A 14,641-nucleotide genomic window follows, 5' to 3' on the forward strand; every position below is an offset into this window, starting at 1 on the left:
CTACGCCAGGCTGATGGCTGCGCACGCCCGGTCGGCCGATCCACGCATCGAGGAGGTGTTCGCCGCGGTGCCGCGCGAGGCCTTCCTGGGTCCGGGGCCATGGACCGTCTTTGCCGGCGAAGGCCGGTTCCAGACGCCAAGCGCCGATCCTGGCTATATCTACCAGAATGTGCTCGTCGTGCTCGATGCCGACAAGGGCATCAACAATGGCGAGCCGATGCTGTACGCGATGTGGCTCGGCAAGGTCGAGCCGAAGCCGGGCGAGCACGTTACCCATATCGGCGCCGGCACAGGCTATTACACGGCGCTGCTGGCGAGGCTGGTCGAGCCGGGCGGCGGCGTCACCGCCTTCGAGATCGAAGCCGATCTTGCCGCGCGCGCCAAGGCGAACCTCGCCCGGTACCGCAACATCGAGGTGATCCACGGCGACGCCGTCGCCAACCCTTTGCCGCCCTCCGACATCGTCTATGTCAATGCCGGCGTCGTCGCGCCGCCCGCCGCGTGGCTGAAAGCGCTGAAGCCCGGCGGCCGCATGATCTTTCCGTGGCGTCCCTCCGAAACCGTCGGCCTCGCGGTGGTCGTAATGCGCCTGGAAAACGGCTTTGCCTGCCGGCCTTTCATGGGCTCCTGGTTCATCCCTTGCGTCGGCGCCTCCACTGCCGAGCCGGGCGCGAAAATACCGACACGTGAGCGCGCCGCGCGCACGCGCTCGATCTGGCTGAGGGAAGACAAGGCGCCGGACCGGACGGCAACCGCCGTCTTCGGAGAGGTCTGGTTCTCGTCACGCGCCATTCGCGTCGACGACACGCGCTAGAAATTCGCGGGGCTGTGTCGGAGATCAGCCTTGCCGTTCGTCCTTGGAGCAATTCCAGGAAAAGTGCGAAGCGGTTTTCCCTCAGGAATGCGTCGAATGCTTTAGGCAGAAATCCGGCCGCGACGGCGCGGATCGTGAAAGGGAGAAGACAGAATGCGCAAGATCATCGCCGCCACATTCGTTAGCCTCGACGGCGTCATGCAGGCGCCGGGCGGGCCGGAAGAGGATCCGGTCGGCGGCTTCAAATTCGGCGGCTGGACCTTCCATTATTTTGACGAGGTGGCAGGCGCGGCCATGGAGGAAATGTTCTCCAAGCCGTTCGACTTGCTGCTCGGCCGCAGAACCTACGATATCTTCGCCGCGTACTGGCCGTATCAGAACGATCCGATCGCGGCTGTCTTCAACCCCGCGGTCAAATATGTGGCGACGCACCGGCCGGATACGCTGACCTGGCAGAACACGCAGTCGCTCGGACCGGATATCGTTGCAAGGCTCAAGGAGCTCAAGCAGGAAGATAGACCCGACCTGCTCATCCAGGGATCGGGCAATCTGATCCAGACCCTGCTCGCCAACGGGCTGATCGACGAGATCCGGCTGATGACCTTCCCGCTGCTGCTGGGCAAGGGTAAGCGGCTGTTCGGCGACAACGCGATGCCTGCGGCCTTCAAGCTCGTCAAATCGCAGGCTTCCACCACCGGCGTCATCATGGCGACCTATGAGCGCGGAGGCGAAATCCGTACGGGCTCGTTTGCCCAGCAGGAGCCTTCGGAAGCCGAGCTCGAACGGCGCAAAAATTGGAAGTAGCACAAGGCTGTCGCGCGGCGGGCAGACCCGCCGCGCATTGCCTCTCTTTCGAACGACGATTGAACGGTCAGGAGCCGCCAATGATGCCCACGATCGCCGCCTTTGAACGATCGCCCGATGGCGGCAGGGGGCTCGCGCGCGACATGCACGTGCGCTGGGCGCTCGAGGAAGTCGGCCAGCCCTATGATGTTCGCCTCGTTTCGTTCGATGCGATGAAGCAACGCGCGCATCTTGCGATCAATCCCTTCGGCAGTATCCCGACCTATGAAGAAGGCGATCTCGCCCTGTTCGAGTCAGGCGCGATCGTCCTCCACATCGCGGTGCGTCACGCGGGCCTGTTGCCCGATGATGCGAACGCCCGGGCGCGCGCGGTCGCCTGGATATTCGCCGCGTACAGCACAGTGGAGCCGCCGATCCTCGACCGCGCGACGGCCGTGATCATGGAGCGCGACGCGAGGTGGCACGACGAGCGTCTGCCCCTGGTCGACGACCGCATCCGCAAGCGGCTGGCCCAGCTCTCCCGCCATCTCGGCGATAGTGATTGGCTCGATGGCGCCTTCAGCGCCGGCGACCTTGTCATGGTGGGCGTGCTGCGCCGGCTGCAGAGATCGGGACTGCTGAACGAATTCCCGAACGTTGCCGCCTATGTCGCCCGCGGCGAGGCGCGGCCGGCCTTCAAGCGCGCTTTCGACGCGCAATTGGCGGTCGCCATGGCAGCGAAAGGCTGACGCCGCGTCACGCCGCCTGCCGATAGCGGGAAAGACCTTCGCGGATATGGCTGGCAAAAGCCTTCGCGGCCGGCGCGGCGGCATGTTTCGGCAGATGCAGGTTGACGGAGAAATTCGGCAGCGCCGGAAGGCCGGCGTCTGACAATATGTCGAGATCGGCCGGAACCGTCGAAACAAGCCACGCAGTCACCGCGAGGTCCGAGCGCACCGTCGCTGTCGTGGCATCGATGTTGCCGTTCTCGAACACTGTGCGCCAGTCGAGCCCGTGTTCGCCAAGTGCGGCCAGCACCGCCGGTCGGAAGGCGCAGGTGTCGGCGACGATCGAAACCGGCAGCGGCCGCTTCAGGCGTGCCGTCCCGCCTCTGGCGCCGACCCAGACCAACCGGTCGACGAGCAGGCATTCGCCAAGGGTCGGGCCGACGCGCTCCTCGATGACGGCAAGGTCGATGGTGCCCGCCGCCAGGGCCGCCGCGAGTTCCGGCGAGGACGCGCAGATCAGCGAAATCTCCACCTGCGGATAGGCTTCCGCATAGGCCTTCAGCACGGGCGCGAGCAGCGTGCCGACAAGGTCGTAAGGTACGCCGATCCGCACCTGCCCGGCAACCGCCCTTCCCCTGATCTCGGCAAGGATCTCGTCATTGAGCTGCAGCAGGCGGCGGGCCTTGTCGAGCAGCCGCTCGCCCAACCGCGTCAGCCTCAGGCCGCGGCGGTCGCGCTCGAACAGGCGCTGGCCGAGCACCTCCTCCAGCCGCTTGATCTGCTGGCTGACGGCGCCTTGCGTCAGGTGAAGCGCATTGGCGGCCGCCGTCATGCTGGCCTTGTCGGCGGTGGTGACGAAGGTGCGGACAAGGGTCGTGTCGAGATCGCGGATCATGCCCGATATTATAATCGCTAATGCAAACCATACCAAACATTGCATTTACTGATGCTGCCAAGCGCCTAAGTATGTCTGCTCCCCGATTGGGAGGCCCGCATGTCAGACACCATCATCCCCCTGGTCCTGTTCGCGCTGATCTCGACCTCGACGCCCGGCATCGCCACGACGTTGTCGACCGCGTCGGGCGCACAATTCGGCTTTCGCCGTTCGGTGCCGCTGATGGCCGGCAGCGCCGCGGGGCTGGCTACCGTGGCCGCCGCGGGCGCGGCAGGCCTGGCTGGACTTCTGGCCGCCATTCCATCCCTGCAGCTTGCCATGAAAATTGCAGGTTCTCTCTATCTGATCTGGCTGGCGATCAAGATCGGCCGCAGCGGCCCGCCCAACCTCGACATCAGCATGGCCAGGCCGAACAGCTTTTTCGGCGGCGCCGGCATCCAGTGGATGAATCCGAAAGGCTGGGCGATGGGGCTCGGCGCCGCCGCATCCTTCGCGGCACTGGCGGATGGTCCGTTGCAGCTTGCGCTGCTGCTGGGCGCCGTGTTCGGGCTGACCGCAGCCTTTTCGCTGTCGCTGTGGTGCGTGGCGGGAACCCTGCTTGCCCGTCTGCTCAAGACGGAGCGCCAGTGGCGCGCGCTCAACATCGTGCTCGGCCTTTTGCTGGCCGCCTCGATCCTGCAGATGTGGCGGCCGGTGTAGCGCTGTTCCTCTCCCCCACTCCGTGGGGGCGAGGAACCTAGTTCTCAGACGGCGTAGCGCGCCGCCGGCTTGCCGGAGAACAGACTCCCGAAGAACTGGTCCCGGGCACCGAGATAGGCATCCAGCCCAGCCGCATCGGCAAGGCCGGGCGCGGTGACGGTCTCGCCCTGAGCGAACCCGGCAAGCGCCGCGTCGACCAGATCGTCGGCGCTCATGATCCAGTCCGGATTGATCCCGTCAAGGCTGATTCCGGAGACGTCCCACAACTCGGTGCGGACCGGTCCGGGCACGACGGACTGGACTTTCACATTGGTGCCGGCGACTTCCTTCTGCAGCGCCTCGGTGAAGTTGGCGACATAGGCCTTGGTGCCGCTGTAGATGCCGCCGACGGCGATGCCATAGGCAACGACGGAGGCGATGTTGATGATCCCGCCGCGATTGCGCGCCAGCAGGCCGGGCAGCACCGCGCGGGTCAGCCGGGTCAGCGCCACGACATTGACCTTGATCATGCGCTCGGCCGCGTCGGCGTCGGCGTCGGCGATCGTCTCCAGGCCACCCACGCCGGCATTGTTGACCAACAGCGTCACGCTGTCATCCGCCGCCACCGCCTGCTCGACGCGGCGCAAATCGGCATCGACCGCAACGTCGGCGATGATCGTCTCGACCTTGCGGCCATAGGCATAGGCCAGCTTGTCCGCCAACTCCCGCAGCCGGTCGGCGCGCCGCGCCACCAGCACCAGATCGTATCCCTGCCCTGCCAGCCGGTCTGCATAGACCGCGCCTATGCCCGACGAGGCGCCAGTGATGACGGCCGTGCCCTTATTGTCCTTCGTGCTCATTGTCCTGTTCCTTTGTTTGCTTCGCTTGGCCCAGCGCCGACCATCCGATCATCTGCCGGGCTTCTGATCCAACTTAGTGGCATATGCCACTTTCGGCGAAGTAGGTATATGCCACTATCTTGTCAACGGCGGCGGCGAAAACTATTTCTGCGGCAGGCTGGCGCGTCGACGCGCCGGCGAGGAGTGATCATGACCGAAGCTCACAAGCCCGGATTCAGCGACTGCAACAACGCCACGCTGCGCCGTGCCGCGCGCAGTCTCGGCCGCTTCTACGACGACGCGCTGGCGCCTTCGGGCCTGAAGAGCACGCAGTTCGGGCTGCTCTTTCAGATCCACATCAGCGACGAGCCGGCGATGGGCACCATCGCCGAAGCGCTGATCATGGATCTGTCCGCGCTCGGCCACACGCTGAAGCCGCTGATCCGCGACGGCTATGTCCAGACCTTCCCCGACAAGGACGACCGCCGCGTCAAGCGCGTGCGGCTGACGCCGCGAGGACAGGCCAAGCTCGACGAGGCGCTCAAGCTGTGGAGCGTCGCGCAGCGGCAGTTCGAGAAAAAGGTTGGTGCGGAGCAGGCGGCAAAGCTGCGTGCGGCGCTGGACGCGGTGGCCGATCTCGATCTGGAAATGCCGACGGTCGCTCCTTCGCTCTGAAGAAGCAGCCGCCGATCAGGCTTTGAACAGTTACTCGGCCGGCATCGCCACGGGGCGGGCCAACATCCGGCCGGCAAGCACGACGCCCAGCCCGACGATCGGGAACACCGCGGCAATCAGGCCGAGATCGGCCGGGGCGCCGAAGCGCAGCACTGCGGCGCCAACCACCGCGCCCAGCGCGACGCCCAGATAGAGCGCCGAGGCGTTGAGCGACAGCACGATGGGCGCGGCATCCGGCGCCAGCTTAATGATGCGGCTCGCCTGCGCCGGCGGAAAAGCCCAGCCGACGATGCCCCACGGCACCATCATACCCATCAGCGCCGGCCCGGCGATATGATGCGGCAGGAAGGTCGGGATCACCGAGAAGGTGGCGAGCATTGCGGCGGAGAGCGCCAGCGACCAGGCGACGGTTCGGGTGGCGCCGAAGCGGTCGGCGGCCTGCCCGCCGGCGATGTTGCCGATGACGGCGCCGACGCCGAAGGCGAGCAGCATGCCCGGCAGCGCGATCGGAGAGAGCCCCCCGCCTTCTATGGCCAAGGGCGCGATGAAGGCAAAGACCGTGAAGGCTCCGATCAGCGCCAGCACCGTGGTCAGCAGGATCGGCATCACGCCGGGCCGCACTGCCGCCGCCAGCCGCGCCCTCAGCGGCAGCTTGGTGCCGACGATGCCGCGCGGCAACCGGTACCACAGGATCGCACCGGCCAGCGCGCCGAGCCCGGCAATGGCGAAGAAAGTGCCGCGCCAGCCGGCAATGGCCGCGACCAGCGCGCCGAGCGGCGCGCCGACGGCAACCGCCACAGTGGTGCCGCCGACGACGACGGCGATGGCGCGCGCCCGGTGGTGGTCGTCGACCAGTGCCACTGCCGTGCCTTGCGCGGTCGCCGCGAACAGGCCGGACGACAGCGCCATGACGATGCGGGCGATCAAAAGCACCTCGAAGGAGGAACTGAGCGCGGCAGCAACATTGCCAAGGACGAAGAACACCAGCGTCCACAAGATGACGCGCCGCCGGTCCCATTCCCCGGTCAGCGTCGCCAGCACCGGCGCGCCGAACGCATAGGCGAGCGCGAAGGCGGTGATCAGCGAGCCGGCGAGCGGCACCGATATGCCGGCGTCAGTGGCGATGTCGGGAAGAAGGCTGGAGATGACGAAGCCTTCGGTCGAGATCGCGAACGATCCGAGCGCAAGCCAGAAGATCCGCTTGTCCATGGGGAAATATCCTTAGTTCAAAGGTTATTGAACAATTGGACATAACAGGGCATGATGTCAACCGAGCCGGGAGAAAATAGCTGAACCCTGCTGACAGCCCTGTGTCAGGACGGGCCGAAAGGAAGAGGCTATGTCTGTCGGCAGAAAAGGAAGCCGCGTTGAAGTTCGTGCCGTTTGTGCTTAATTCTGGGCCATGAGCCTGCCCCATCCAACCGCCGACCAGATCAGCCTGCCGATCGTGCTCGCCGTGCTCGGCGACCCGACCCGGCTTGCCATTGTCCGCTATCTGGCTCGCAAGGAAGGCGTGCCGATGAACTGCAGCAAGTTCCTCGACCTCGCCTCCAAGACCAATCTCAGCTACCACCTCGCCAAGCTGCGCGAGGCGGGCGTCACCCGCAGCGAGGCGGCAGGCACCAGCCGGCTTATAACGCTGCGCCGCGACGACCTCGACAAGCGCTTTCCCGGCCTGCTCGACAGCGTGATCGCCGCGGCTGACGGCGACACGGATCTGCCGGCGGTCGGCACGTCCGAGATGGAACTCGAGGCCTGATTGCGGCGCTGACGAAATTGCTTGTCATGGAGCTCTCATGCGCCTCGCCGTAGTGGCCGACATCCACGGCAACGTGCTCGCCTTGGACGCTGTGCTCGACGATCTGAACCAGCGAGGCGGCGCCGACATCATCGTCAATCTCGGCGACTGCGTGTCTGGCCCGCTCTGGCCGCGGCAGACGATGGAACGGCTGCAGGCGCTCAATCTGCCGACGGTGCGCGGCAATCACGACCGCCGCGTCGCCCAGGACGTGGCCGATGAAGCCATGTGGCCGTCCGACCGCTACGCCCAGGAGCGGTTGACCGCGCCGCAGCGCGCGGCGTTGCTCGCCCTGCCGCTCACATTGGAGATCGTGCCCGGCGTCATAGCCTTCCACGCCCGGCCGGACCATGACGAAAAATATCTTTCCGACGCCATTGTCGACGGCCAGTTGGTGCGCGCGCCGCTCGCCGCGATCAGGCGCCGGCTGAAGCCGCTCGATCCGGCCTGCCGCCTCGTGCTGTGCGGCCACAGCCATCGCAACGAGCTGATCCGCATCCCCGACGGTCCGGTCATCTTCAACCCCGGCAGCGTCGGCTGCCCCGCCTATGACGATGACACGCCGCCGGCGCATGTCTCCGAGCAAGGCTCGCCGCATGCCCGCTACGGCATCGTCGAGCTGGACGTGCCCGGCCGCGCCGACCGCTTCGAGGCGATCGCTGTGGACTACGATCATGAAGCCGCCGCAAAGCAGGCCGAACAGGCGGGACGGCCGGAATGGGCACACGCGCTGCGGACCGGATTTATGAGGATTGAGCGGAGTTCATATCCCGATCGAGCGGAGCCTATGCATGAAGCGCAGGGTTAGGCTCCCATCCACGCTGCTCTTCGTCGCTCCATTGCTGGCGGCGGCCCTGCCGGCCATAGCCCAGGATGCGCCGGGACCGATCGTTTCGATTATCGGCGGCCTGGCGCCCGACGATCTCCTCAACATCCGCGTCACCGCTTCGCCGAGTGGAAAGGTGGCGGCGCGGCTGCCCAACGGCACGGCCGTCAAGAATTTCGGCTGCAACGTCGTCAACGGCTATCCCTGGTGCAAGGTCGAGGATACGCAGGACGCGCATATCGTCGGTTGGGCGCCCGCCCGCTATCTCAGCCCCAACAACCCTGCGCCGGCGCCTGAAGATGCCGCCGCGCCGGCGACGGATGCAAACCTGCCACGGGAAGCCAACGCGCCCGAGTCTTCCGAAGAACCGCAGCCGGACATTGCGGCGCGCCTGGGCCGCAGCGAGCCAGCCGCTCCGCCAACGGCAATCGATATCAGCGCAATCGCCATGCGGGATGCCTACGCCCTCGCCTTCGCGGCTTCGGCAACCTCTCAGGCCGATGCCCCTGCCCCCGATGCCGCCGGTGGCATCCCCTGCGCCCGCCATGTCGGCCAGCCGATGACCCGCTGTGAAATCAGTGTAGCGCATGAGGGCGGCGACAGCGTCGTGACCGTGACCTGGCCGGACGGCGGTACCCGCCTCATCAATTTCCGCGACGGCAAGCCCGCCGGCTCCGACTCCTCCGACGAATTCCGCTTCACCCGCGAAGGCAGCCTCAACCTGATCCGCATCGGCGTTTCCGAGCGCTTCGAGATCACCGACGCGCTGGCCTTGGGTACTGATACAGGCGAATAAGGCAGTAGGGCAGTAAGGCAATAGGGAAGAGATGCCCCTACTGCCCTACTGCCCTACTGCCCTACTGCCCTACTGCCCTACTGCCCTACTGCCCTACTGCCCTACTGCCCTACTCCCCTATTCCCTCATTTTCGGGGTTACATCCGCCAAAACTCTTCCCTATAAGGCCCTCCTAGCCTGATACCAGAATCGCAAGAACAACCGGCCGGGTCCTTCCCGCCCGGTTTTTCGTGCAAGCTGCTCGCCGAACGGAACCCGTAGACATGCCAAGACGCACCGACATCAAGTCGATCCTGATCATCGGGGCCGGCCCCATCGTCATCGGCCAGGCGTGCGAGTTCGACTATTCCGGCACCCAGGCTTGCAAGGCGCTGAAGGAAGAGGGCTTCCGCGTCATCCTGGTCAACTCCAATCCGGCCACCATCATGACCGATCCGGAGCTGGCCGACGCCACCTATATCGAGCCGATCACGCCCGAAGTGGTGGCCAAGATCATCGCCAAGGAGCGGCCGGATGCGCTGCTGCCGACCATGGGCGGCCAGACCGCGCTCAACACCGCGCTGTCGCTGCGCCGCATGGGCGTGCTCGAGCGCTATCAAGTGGAGATGATCGGCGCCGACGCGGCCGCCATCGACAAGGCCGAGGACCGCGCGCTGTTCCGCGAGGCGATGAGCAAGATCGGGCTGGAGACGCCGAAGTCGATGCTGGCCAACGCCACCGACGTCAAGAACGCCGACCGCAAGACGCATGAGGCCGAGCGCGCTGCGCTGAAGGCCGAACATCCCGAAAACCTCGACGCCGCGCTCGATGCGCTGGAAACCCGCTGGAACCTCGGCGAAGGCGACCGCAAGCAGCGCTATATCAGCCACGCCATGGCGATCGCCGCCCAGGCGCTCGACCATGTCGGCCTGCCGGCCATCATCCGCCCCTCCTTCACCATGGGCGGCACCGGCGGCGGCATCGCCTACAACCGCGCCGAATTCTACGACATCGTCCAGTCCGGTCTCGATGCCTCGCCCACCACCGAGGTGCTGATCGAAGAGAGCGTGCTCGGCTGGAAGGAGTATGAGATGGAGGTCGTCCGCGACAAGGCGGACAATTGCATCATCATCTGCTCGATCGAGAACCTCGATCCGATGGGCGTGCACACCGGCGATTCCATCACCGTCGCGCCGGCTCTGACGCTGACCGACAAGGAATACCAGATGATGCGCAACGCCTCGATCGCGGTGCTGCGCGAGATCGGCGTCGAGACCGGCGGCTCCAACGTGCAGTTCGCCGTCAACCCGGCCGACGGCCGCCTGGTGGTCATCGAGATGAACCCGCGCGTCTCGCGCTCCTCCGCGCTTGCCTCGAAGGCCACCGGCTTCCCGATCGCCAAGGTCGCGGCGAAGCTTGCCGTCGGCTACACGCTGGACGAGCTGGAGAACGACATCACCGGCGGCGCGACGCCGGCCTCGTTCGAGCCGACCATCGATTACGTAGTGACGAAGATACCGCGCTTCGCCTTCGAGAAATTCCCGGGCGCCGAGCCGGTGCTGACCACCGCCATGAAGTCGGTGGGCGAAGTGATGGCCATCGGCCGCACCTTCCAGGAATCGCTGCAGAAGGCTTTGCGCGGACTGGAAACCGGTCTCACCGGATTGGATGAGATCGAGATTCCGGGCCTTGGCCACGGGAGCACCGCCGCGAGCCACGCCGACGACCGCAACGCGATCCGCGCCGCGCTCGGCACGCCGACGCCGGACCGGCTGCGCATGGTGGCGCAGGCGATCCGCATGGGCACCTCGCTGGAAGACGTGCACGCCATGTGCAAGATCGACCCGTGGTTCCTCGAGCAGATCGCCGGCATCATCGCCATGGAGGAACGCGTCCGCGAGCACGGCCTGCCGCAGGATGCCGTCAATCTGCGCATGCTGAAGGCGATGGGTTTTTCCGACGCCCGCCTCGCCTCGCTGACGAAGACCGACGCGGAAGCGATTCAGAAGGCTCGAGAAAAGCTCGACGTTCATCCGGTCTACAAGCGCATCGACACCTGCGCGGCCGAATTCGCCTCGCCGACCGCCTATATGTACTCGACCTATGAAGTGCCCTTCGTCGGCGAGCCCGCCAACGAGGCGCGCGTGTCGTCGCGCAAGAAGGTCGTCATCCTCGGCGGCGGCCCGAACCGCATCGGCCAGGGCATCGAGTTCGACTATTGCTGCTGCCATGCCGCCTTCGCGCTGCGCGACGCCGGCTATGAAGCGATCATGGTCAACTGCAACCCGGAGACGGTCTCGACCGACTACGACACTTCCGACCGCCTCTATTTCGATCCGCTGACGGCGGAGGACGTGCTGGAAATCCTGCGCGCCGAGCAGGCGTCCGGCGAGCTGGTCGGCGTCATCGTCCAGTTCGGCGGCCAGACGCCGCTGAAGCTGGCCGACGCGCTGGAGAAGGCCGGCATACCGATCCTCGGCACTTCGCCCGACATGATCGACCTGGCGGAGGACCGCGACCGCTTCCAGAAGCTCTTGCACAAGCTGAACCTCAGCCAGCCGAAGAACGGCATCGCCTATTCGGTCGAGCAGGCGCGCCTCGTCGCCGGCGAGCTAGGCTTCCCGCTGGTGGTGCGCCCCTCCTATGTGCTCGGCGGCCGCGCCATGCAGATCATCCACGACGAGGGCATGCTGCAGACCTACCTGCTCGACACCGTGCCCGGCCTTGTGCCGGAGGACATCAAGCAGAAATATCCCAACGACAAGACCGGCCAGATCAACACGCTGCTCGGCAAGAACCCGCTGCTGTTCGACACCTATCTGTCGGGCGCCATCGAAGTCGATGTCGATTGCCTGTGCGACGGCAAGGATACTTTCGTCTCCGGCATTCTGGAGCACATTGAGGAGGCCGGCATCCATTCGGGCGATAGCGCCTGCTCGCTCCCCGTTCACTCGCTGCCCTCCGACCTCGTCGACGAGCTGGAGCGCCAGACGGCGGCCCTGGCCCGCGCGCTCAATGTCGGCGGCCTGATGAATGTGCAGTATGCGATCAAGGACGGCACGGTCTATGTGCTGGAGGTCAACCCCCGCGCCTCGCGCACCGTGCCCTTCGTCGCCAAGACCATCGGGCGTCCGATCGCCAAGATCGCGGCTCGCATCATGGCTGGCGAGACGCTGGAAAACGCCTTCGCCCATTACGGCGCCATGCCCGACGCGCGCAACCCGGGCCACATCGCGGTCAAGGAAGCCGTCTTTCCCTTCGCCCGTTTCCCCGGCGTCGACATATTGCTCGGCCCGGAGATGCGCTCGACCGGCGAGGTCATGGGCCTCGACCGCGACTTTGCGCTGGCCTTCGCCAAGAGCCAGCTTGGCGCCAATGTCGACCTGCCGCGCTCCGGCACGCTGTTCGTCTCGGTGCGCGACGAGGACAAGGCCGGCATCCTGCCGGCGGTCAAACGCCTCGCCGGCCAAGGTTTCAAGGTCCTCGCCACCTCCGGCACCGCCCGCTTCCTCGCCGAGAACGGCGTGACGGCCGAGAAGATCAACAAGGTGCTCGAAGGCCGCCCCCACATCGAGGACGCCATCCGCAACCGCCAGGTCCAGATCGTCTTCAACACCACCGACGGCCAAAAGGCGGTGTCGGACTCGAAGTCGCTAAGGCGCGCGACGCTGATGCAGAAGGTGCCGTATTACACGACGCTGTCTGGGGCTGCGGCTGTGGCGGAAGCGATTGCGGCGCTAAGGGCGGGGAACTTGGAGGTGAGACCGCTGCAGGAGTATTTTGGGTGAGAGCCGATTTACGCCTTCTTTAAAATCTTCCGCCACGCGGACGCGTTGCCCTTCTTTTCCGGCACTTGCTCGATTAGCCCTCTGTCACGAAGTCTGTAGAATACTTCCTTCATTTGGTTCTCCGACCGGATACCAGTCAACTCTCTGGCAACAGAGTTACGAATTTCATTGTGATTCTCCAAATACTTCAAAACAGCCTCTTCCGGCGTAGCCAATGGCTTGTGCCCTATCGTCACTTTCAGGTAATTCCCCATTTCTTCGAATATAGGTGGCTGTAGGCGCCATTCTTTCATCTTATCAAAGGCCGTATTCAATCCCTCACCCAAATCCTGATTAGGTGCATCCTTGTACCGTCTGAGACCTTTGACGATCTTTGGATTACGACTGTCTCGAACATCGAGAATATTATGTATAGTGACATTCCCGGGCAATTTTCCGGGACTCAATATTTCAATTCTATTTTGAAATATAATTATCTGTATGTCATCTGATATCGAGTAATCCCGGTGTATCATTGCATTGACGACAATCTCCCATATCGCCTCCGGCGGGTATGATACCTTGGTAAGGCCCTCTGGGGTAAGAACGCTAATATCAGACATTATCTCAGTAATGCGCTTTATCGACGTATGTATCTGGTGATAGAGAGGGCCACCAATAGTCTCATTGATTTTTAAATGATGGCGCTCCGGTTTTTCCTCCTTTGTATCGTAAAAAACGATTCGCGTCTCGCAACGTGTCGGAAATACCCCTTGCGGATTGTCTGCATACAAGAGCACCCCAGCTGCAAGCGGCGCCCAATCATCTTGAGATATGAACCCTTCGTTTACGGCATATGAAAGCGAATTTGGAATTATCTTAGCTTCATCAATAAATCTTTTCATCTCGTTGGATTCAACGACGGTTTCCGGCCTAAGTGAATCTATCTTCCTGTTCTCATACGATTGCGCGCCCTTAGAAAACGCCAACTGCGTAATCTTCTGAGCGTCTCTCAGAGGTAAGCTTTGGGCGCCCATGCGAACATAGACCGTTTTATCAGCGGTCATGCAAACTTCACGGCTCTTATCAACGAAGAGCCTTAGTATATAGCCGTTGTAGTCATTTGATTTAAGAAATTCATAACGAAATCCGACTGACGGACTGAGTTCAACTACGCTCTGAATGAGCTGATTAAACTCTTCCGGATCAGTTGCCCCATCCCACCTGTTAGCCGGATTTGCGTCTTCCTTGTCGTCTTTAATTCCAACAACGAGCTCTCCCCCGTCAGCGTTTGCAAAAGCGACGACGATTTTCTGAACCCCCTTCCCGGAGATGCTTTTCCCCTTTCTATCAAAAAACTGATCTTCAACCGTAGAGGCCAACTTCAAAGCATCTTCGCTTGATATTTCTGGAATCGCTGTCGCCATTGTGCGCCCTAAGACCTTCAGTCATTGTTCGATGAGCGAAGCCATCTTCGCTTCGTACATCGAATTCGGGCAGCTTATACGCAACATGCGCTCCCCGCTCTCACCGAGATTTGAGAATGACTTTATTTTGAAAACAAGCGGAAATTAAACCTAATCGAAGAAACGTATGTCAGGTCTCTCAAATGCTTCTCGCTACACGCCACATCCGCCCGACCTATGAGACACCTCACGCCACCGCCACGCACTCAACTTCGATATCGAACTCCATCGGCCAAGACGCCACCGGCACGAAACTCCGCGCCGGCGGGTTGACCGCAAAATACTTCGCGTAAACCCGGTTGATGGCGTTGTAGAAGCCGGAATTGACGGCGTAGATGCGCACCATCACCACCTTGTCCAGCGAGGTGCCGGCCGCTTCCAGGCAGTGCTTCAACGCCTTCAGCGACGCCTCCGTCTGGGTCTCGATGTCGCCGCGCACCATCTCGCCAGTCGCCATGTCGACCGGCGGCGTCGCCGAGATGAACACGAAGCCGTTGGCCCGCACCGCTGTCGAGCACGGCAGGCCGAGCGAGCGCACTTTTGCCGACATCACGGGGACTTCGATGACTTCCTTGTCCATGGCGGTCCTCCCTTTGT

Annotated in this window: 14 protein-coding genes; 9 read left to right on the plus strand and 5 right to left on the minus strand. The window is 63.6% G+C overall.

Annotated elements, in window-relative coordinates; translation table 11 throughout:
- Window positions 1-13 precede the first annotated feature (13 nt).
- The 3 genes from LB515_RS05885 to LB515_RS05895 all read left to right on the plus strand — a co-directional run bounded on the left by LB515_RS05885 (window position 14) and on the right by LB515_RS05895 (window position 2,346).
- The gene (locus tag LB515_RS05885) at window positions 14-814 is read left to right on the plus strand and encodes a protein-L-isoaspartate O-methyltransferase family protein (RefSeq protein WP_411969124.1); all 801 of its coding nucleotides are present in this window, start codon (window positions 14-16) and stop codon (window positions 812-814) included.
- Window positions 815-967: 153 nt separating this feature from the next.
- Window positions 968-1,618: a dihydrofolate reductase family protein gene (locus LB515_RS05890; protein ID WP_224530304.1), complete on the plus strand. Its 651-nt coding sequence runs from the start codon at window positions 968-970 to the stop codon at window positions 1,616-1,618.
- Between the two features lie 80 nt (window positions 1,619-1,698).
- Window positions 1,699-2,346, plus strand: a complete 648-nt coding sequence (locus tag LB515_RS05895) for a glutathione S-transferase family protein (protein ID WP_224707067.1) — start codon at window positions 1,699-1,701, stop codon at window positions 2,344-2,346.
- Window positions 2,347-2,353: 7 nt separating this feature from the next.
- Here LB515_RS05895 and LB515_RS05900 read toward each other — a convergent pair whose 3' ends face one another.
- Window positions 2,354-3,220: a LysR family transcriptional regulator gene (locus LB515_RS05900; RefSeq protein WP_224707068.1), complete on the minus strand. Its 867-nt coding sequence runs from the start codon at window positions 3,218-3,220 to the stop codon at window positions 2,354-2,356.
- A gap of 99 nt (window positions 3,221-3,319) precedes the next feature.
- Here LB515_RS05900 and LB515_RS05905 point away from each other — a divergent pair, with 99 nt between their 5' ends.
- The gene (locus LB515_RS05905) at window positions 3,320-3,919 is read left to right on the plus strand and encodes a LysE family translocator (protein ID WP_224530528.1); all 600 of its coding nucleotides are present in this window, start codon (window positions 3,320-3,322) and stop codon (window positions 3,917-3,919) included.
- A 44-nt stretch (window positions 3,920-3,963) separates the two neighbouring features.
- Here the strand turns inward: LB515_RS05905 and LB515_RS05910 are convergent, their stop codons facing one another.
- On the minus strand, window positions 3,964-4,758 hold the full coding sequence (locus tag LB515_RS05910; RefSeq protein WP_224707069.1) for an SDR family NAD(P)-dependent oxidoreductase: 795 nt from the start codon (window positions 4,756-4,758) through the stop codon (window positions 3,964-3,966).
- Window positions 4,759-4,947: 189 nt separating this feature from the next.
- Here LB515_RS05910 and LB515_RS05915 point away from each other — a divergent pair, with 189 nt between their 5' ends.
- Window positions 4,948-5,412: a MarR family winged helix-turn-helix transcriptional regulator gene (locus LB515_RS05915; protein WP_224707070.1), complete on the plus strand. Its 465-nt coding sequence runs from the start codon at window positions 4,948-4,950 to the stop codon at window positions 5,410-5,412.
- Window positions 5,413-5,442: 30 nt separating this feature from the next.
- On the opposite strand, the gene LB515_RS05920 is transcribed toward LB515_RS05915, so the two are convergent.
- Window positions 5,443-6,621, minus strand: coding sequence for an MFS transporter (locus tag LB515_RS05920; protein ID WP_224707071.1), 1,179 nt, complete (start codon window positions 6,619-6,621; stop codon window positions 5,443-5,445).
- Window positions 6,622-6,814: 193 nt separating this feature from the next.
- Between LB515_RS05920 and LB515_RS05925 the strand changes: the two genes are divergently transcribed.
- The 4 genes from LB515_RS05925 (at window position 6,815) to carB (ending at window position 12,599) form a co-directional block, all read left to right on the plus strand.
- Window positions 6,815-7,171: an ArsR/SmtB family transcription factor gene (locus tag LB515_RS05925; protein WP_224707072.1), complete on the plus strand. Its 357-nt coding sequence runs from the start codon at window positions 6,815-6,817 to the stop codon at window positions 7,169-7,171.
- 37 nt (window positions 7,172-7,208) lie between these two features.
- Window positions 7,209-8,018, plus strand: coding sequence for a metallophosphoesterase family protein (locus LB515_RS05930; protein ID WP_224707073.1), 810 nt, complete (start codon window positions 7,209-7,211; stop codon window positions 8,016-8,018).
- Window positions 8,002-8,832, plus strand: a complete 831-nt coding sequence (locus LB515_RS05935) for an SH3 domain-containing protein (protein WP_224707074.1) — start codon at window positions 8,002-8,004, stop codon at window positions 8,830-8,832. Before LB515_RS05930 ends, LB515_RS05935 begins: the two co-directional genes overlap by 17 nt.
- Window positions 8,833-9,095: 263 nt before the next feature.
- Window positions 9,096-12,599, plus strand: coding sequence for a carbamoyl-phosphate synthase large subunit (gene carB / locus LB515_RS05940; RefSeq protein ID WP_224707075.1), 3,504 nt, complete (start codon window positions 9,096-9,098; stop codon window positions 12,597-12,599).
- 8 nt (window positions 12,600-12,607) lie between these two features.
- Here the strand turns inward: carB and LB515_RS05945 are convergent, their stop codons facing one another.
- Both LB515_RS05945 and LB515_RS05950 read right to left on the minus strand, forming a co-directional pair.
- Window positions 12,608-14,005 carry an ATP-binding protein gene (locus LB515_RS05945; RefSeq protein WP_224707076.1) on the minus strand — a complete coding sequence of 466 codons (1,398 nt, stop codon included), beginning with the start codon at window positions 14,003-14,005 and terminating at the stop codon, window positions 12,608-12,610.
- Between the two features lie 226 nt (window positions 14,006-14,231).
- Window positions 14,232-14,624, minus strand: a complete 393-nt coding sequence (locus tag LB515_RS05950; protein WP_224707077.1) for a RidA family protein — start codon at window positions 14,622-14,624, stop codon at window positions 14,232-14,234.
- Window positions 14,625-14,641: the final 17 nt, after the last annotated feature.

Origin of the sequence: Mesorhizobium sp. CA15 (genome assembly GCF_020165215.1) — a bacterium.
In the GTDB taxonomy this organism is placed as follows: Bacteria; Pseudomonadota; Alphaproteobacteria; order Rhizobiales; family Rhizobiaceae; genus Mesorhizobium.

Coding starts and splice junctions, on each gene's coding strand:
- LB515_RS05915 (WP_224707070.1), top strand. CDS start 4,948: ATGACCGAAGCTCACAAGCCCGGATTCAGCGACTGCAACAACGCCACG.
- LB515_RS05890 (WP_224530304.1), top strand. CDS start 968: ATGCGCAAGATCATCGCCGCCACATTCGTTAGCCTCGACGGCGTCATG.
- LB515_RS05935 (WP_224707074.1), top strand. CDS start 8,002: ATGAAGCGCAGGGTTAGGCTCCCATCCACGCTGCTCTTCGTCGCTCCA.
- LB515_RS05920 (WP_224707071.1), bottom strand. CDS start 6,621: ATGGACAAGCGGATCTTCTGGCTTGCGCTCGGATCGTTCGCGATCTCG.
- LB515_RS05945 (WP_224707076.1), bottom strand. CDS start 14,005: ATGGCGACAGCGATTCCAGAAATATCAAGCGAAGATGCTTTGAAGTTG.
- LB515_RS05905 (WP_224530528.1), top strand. CDS start 3,320: ATGTCAGACACCATCATCCCCCTGGTCCTGTTCGCGCTGATCTCGACC.
- LB515_RS05900 (WP_224707068.1), bottom strand. CDS start 3,220: ATGATCCGCGATCTCGACACGACCCTTGTCCGCACCTTCGTCACCACC.
- LB515_RS05885 (WP_411969124.1), top strand. CDS start 14: ATGGCTGCGCACGCCCGGTCGGCCGATCCACGCATCGAGGAGGTGTTC.
- LB515_RS05895 (WP_224707067.1), top strand. CDS start 1,699: ATGATGCCCACGATCGCCGCCTTTGAACGATCGCCCGATGGCGGCAGG.
- LB515_RS05910 (WP_224707069.1), bottom strand. CDS start 4,758: ATGAGCACGAAGGACAATAAGGGCACGGCCGTCATCACTGGCGCCTCG.
- LB515_RS05930 (WP_224707073.1), top strand. CDS start 7,209: ATGCGCCTCGCCGTAGTGGCCGACATCCACGGCAACGTGCTCGCCTTG.
- LB515_RS05950 (WP_224707077.1), bottom strand. CDS start 14,624: ATGGACAAGGAAGTCATCGAAGTCCCCGTGATGTCGGCAAAAGTGCGC.
- carB (WP_224707075.1), top strand. CDS start 9,096: ATGCCAAGACGCACCGACATCAAGTCGATCCTGATCATCGGGGCCGGC.
- LB515_RS05925 (WP_224707072.1), top strand. CDS start 6,815: ATGAGCCTGCCCCATCCAACCGCCGACCAGATCAGCCTGCCGATCGTG.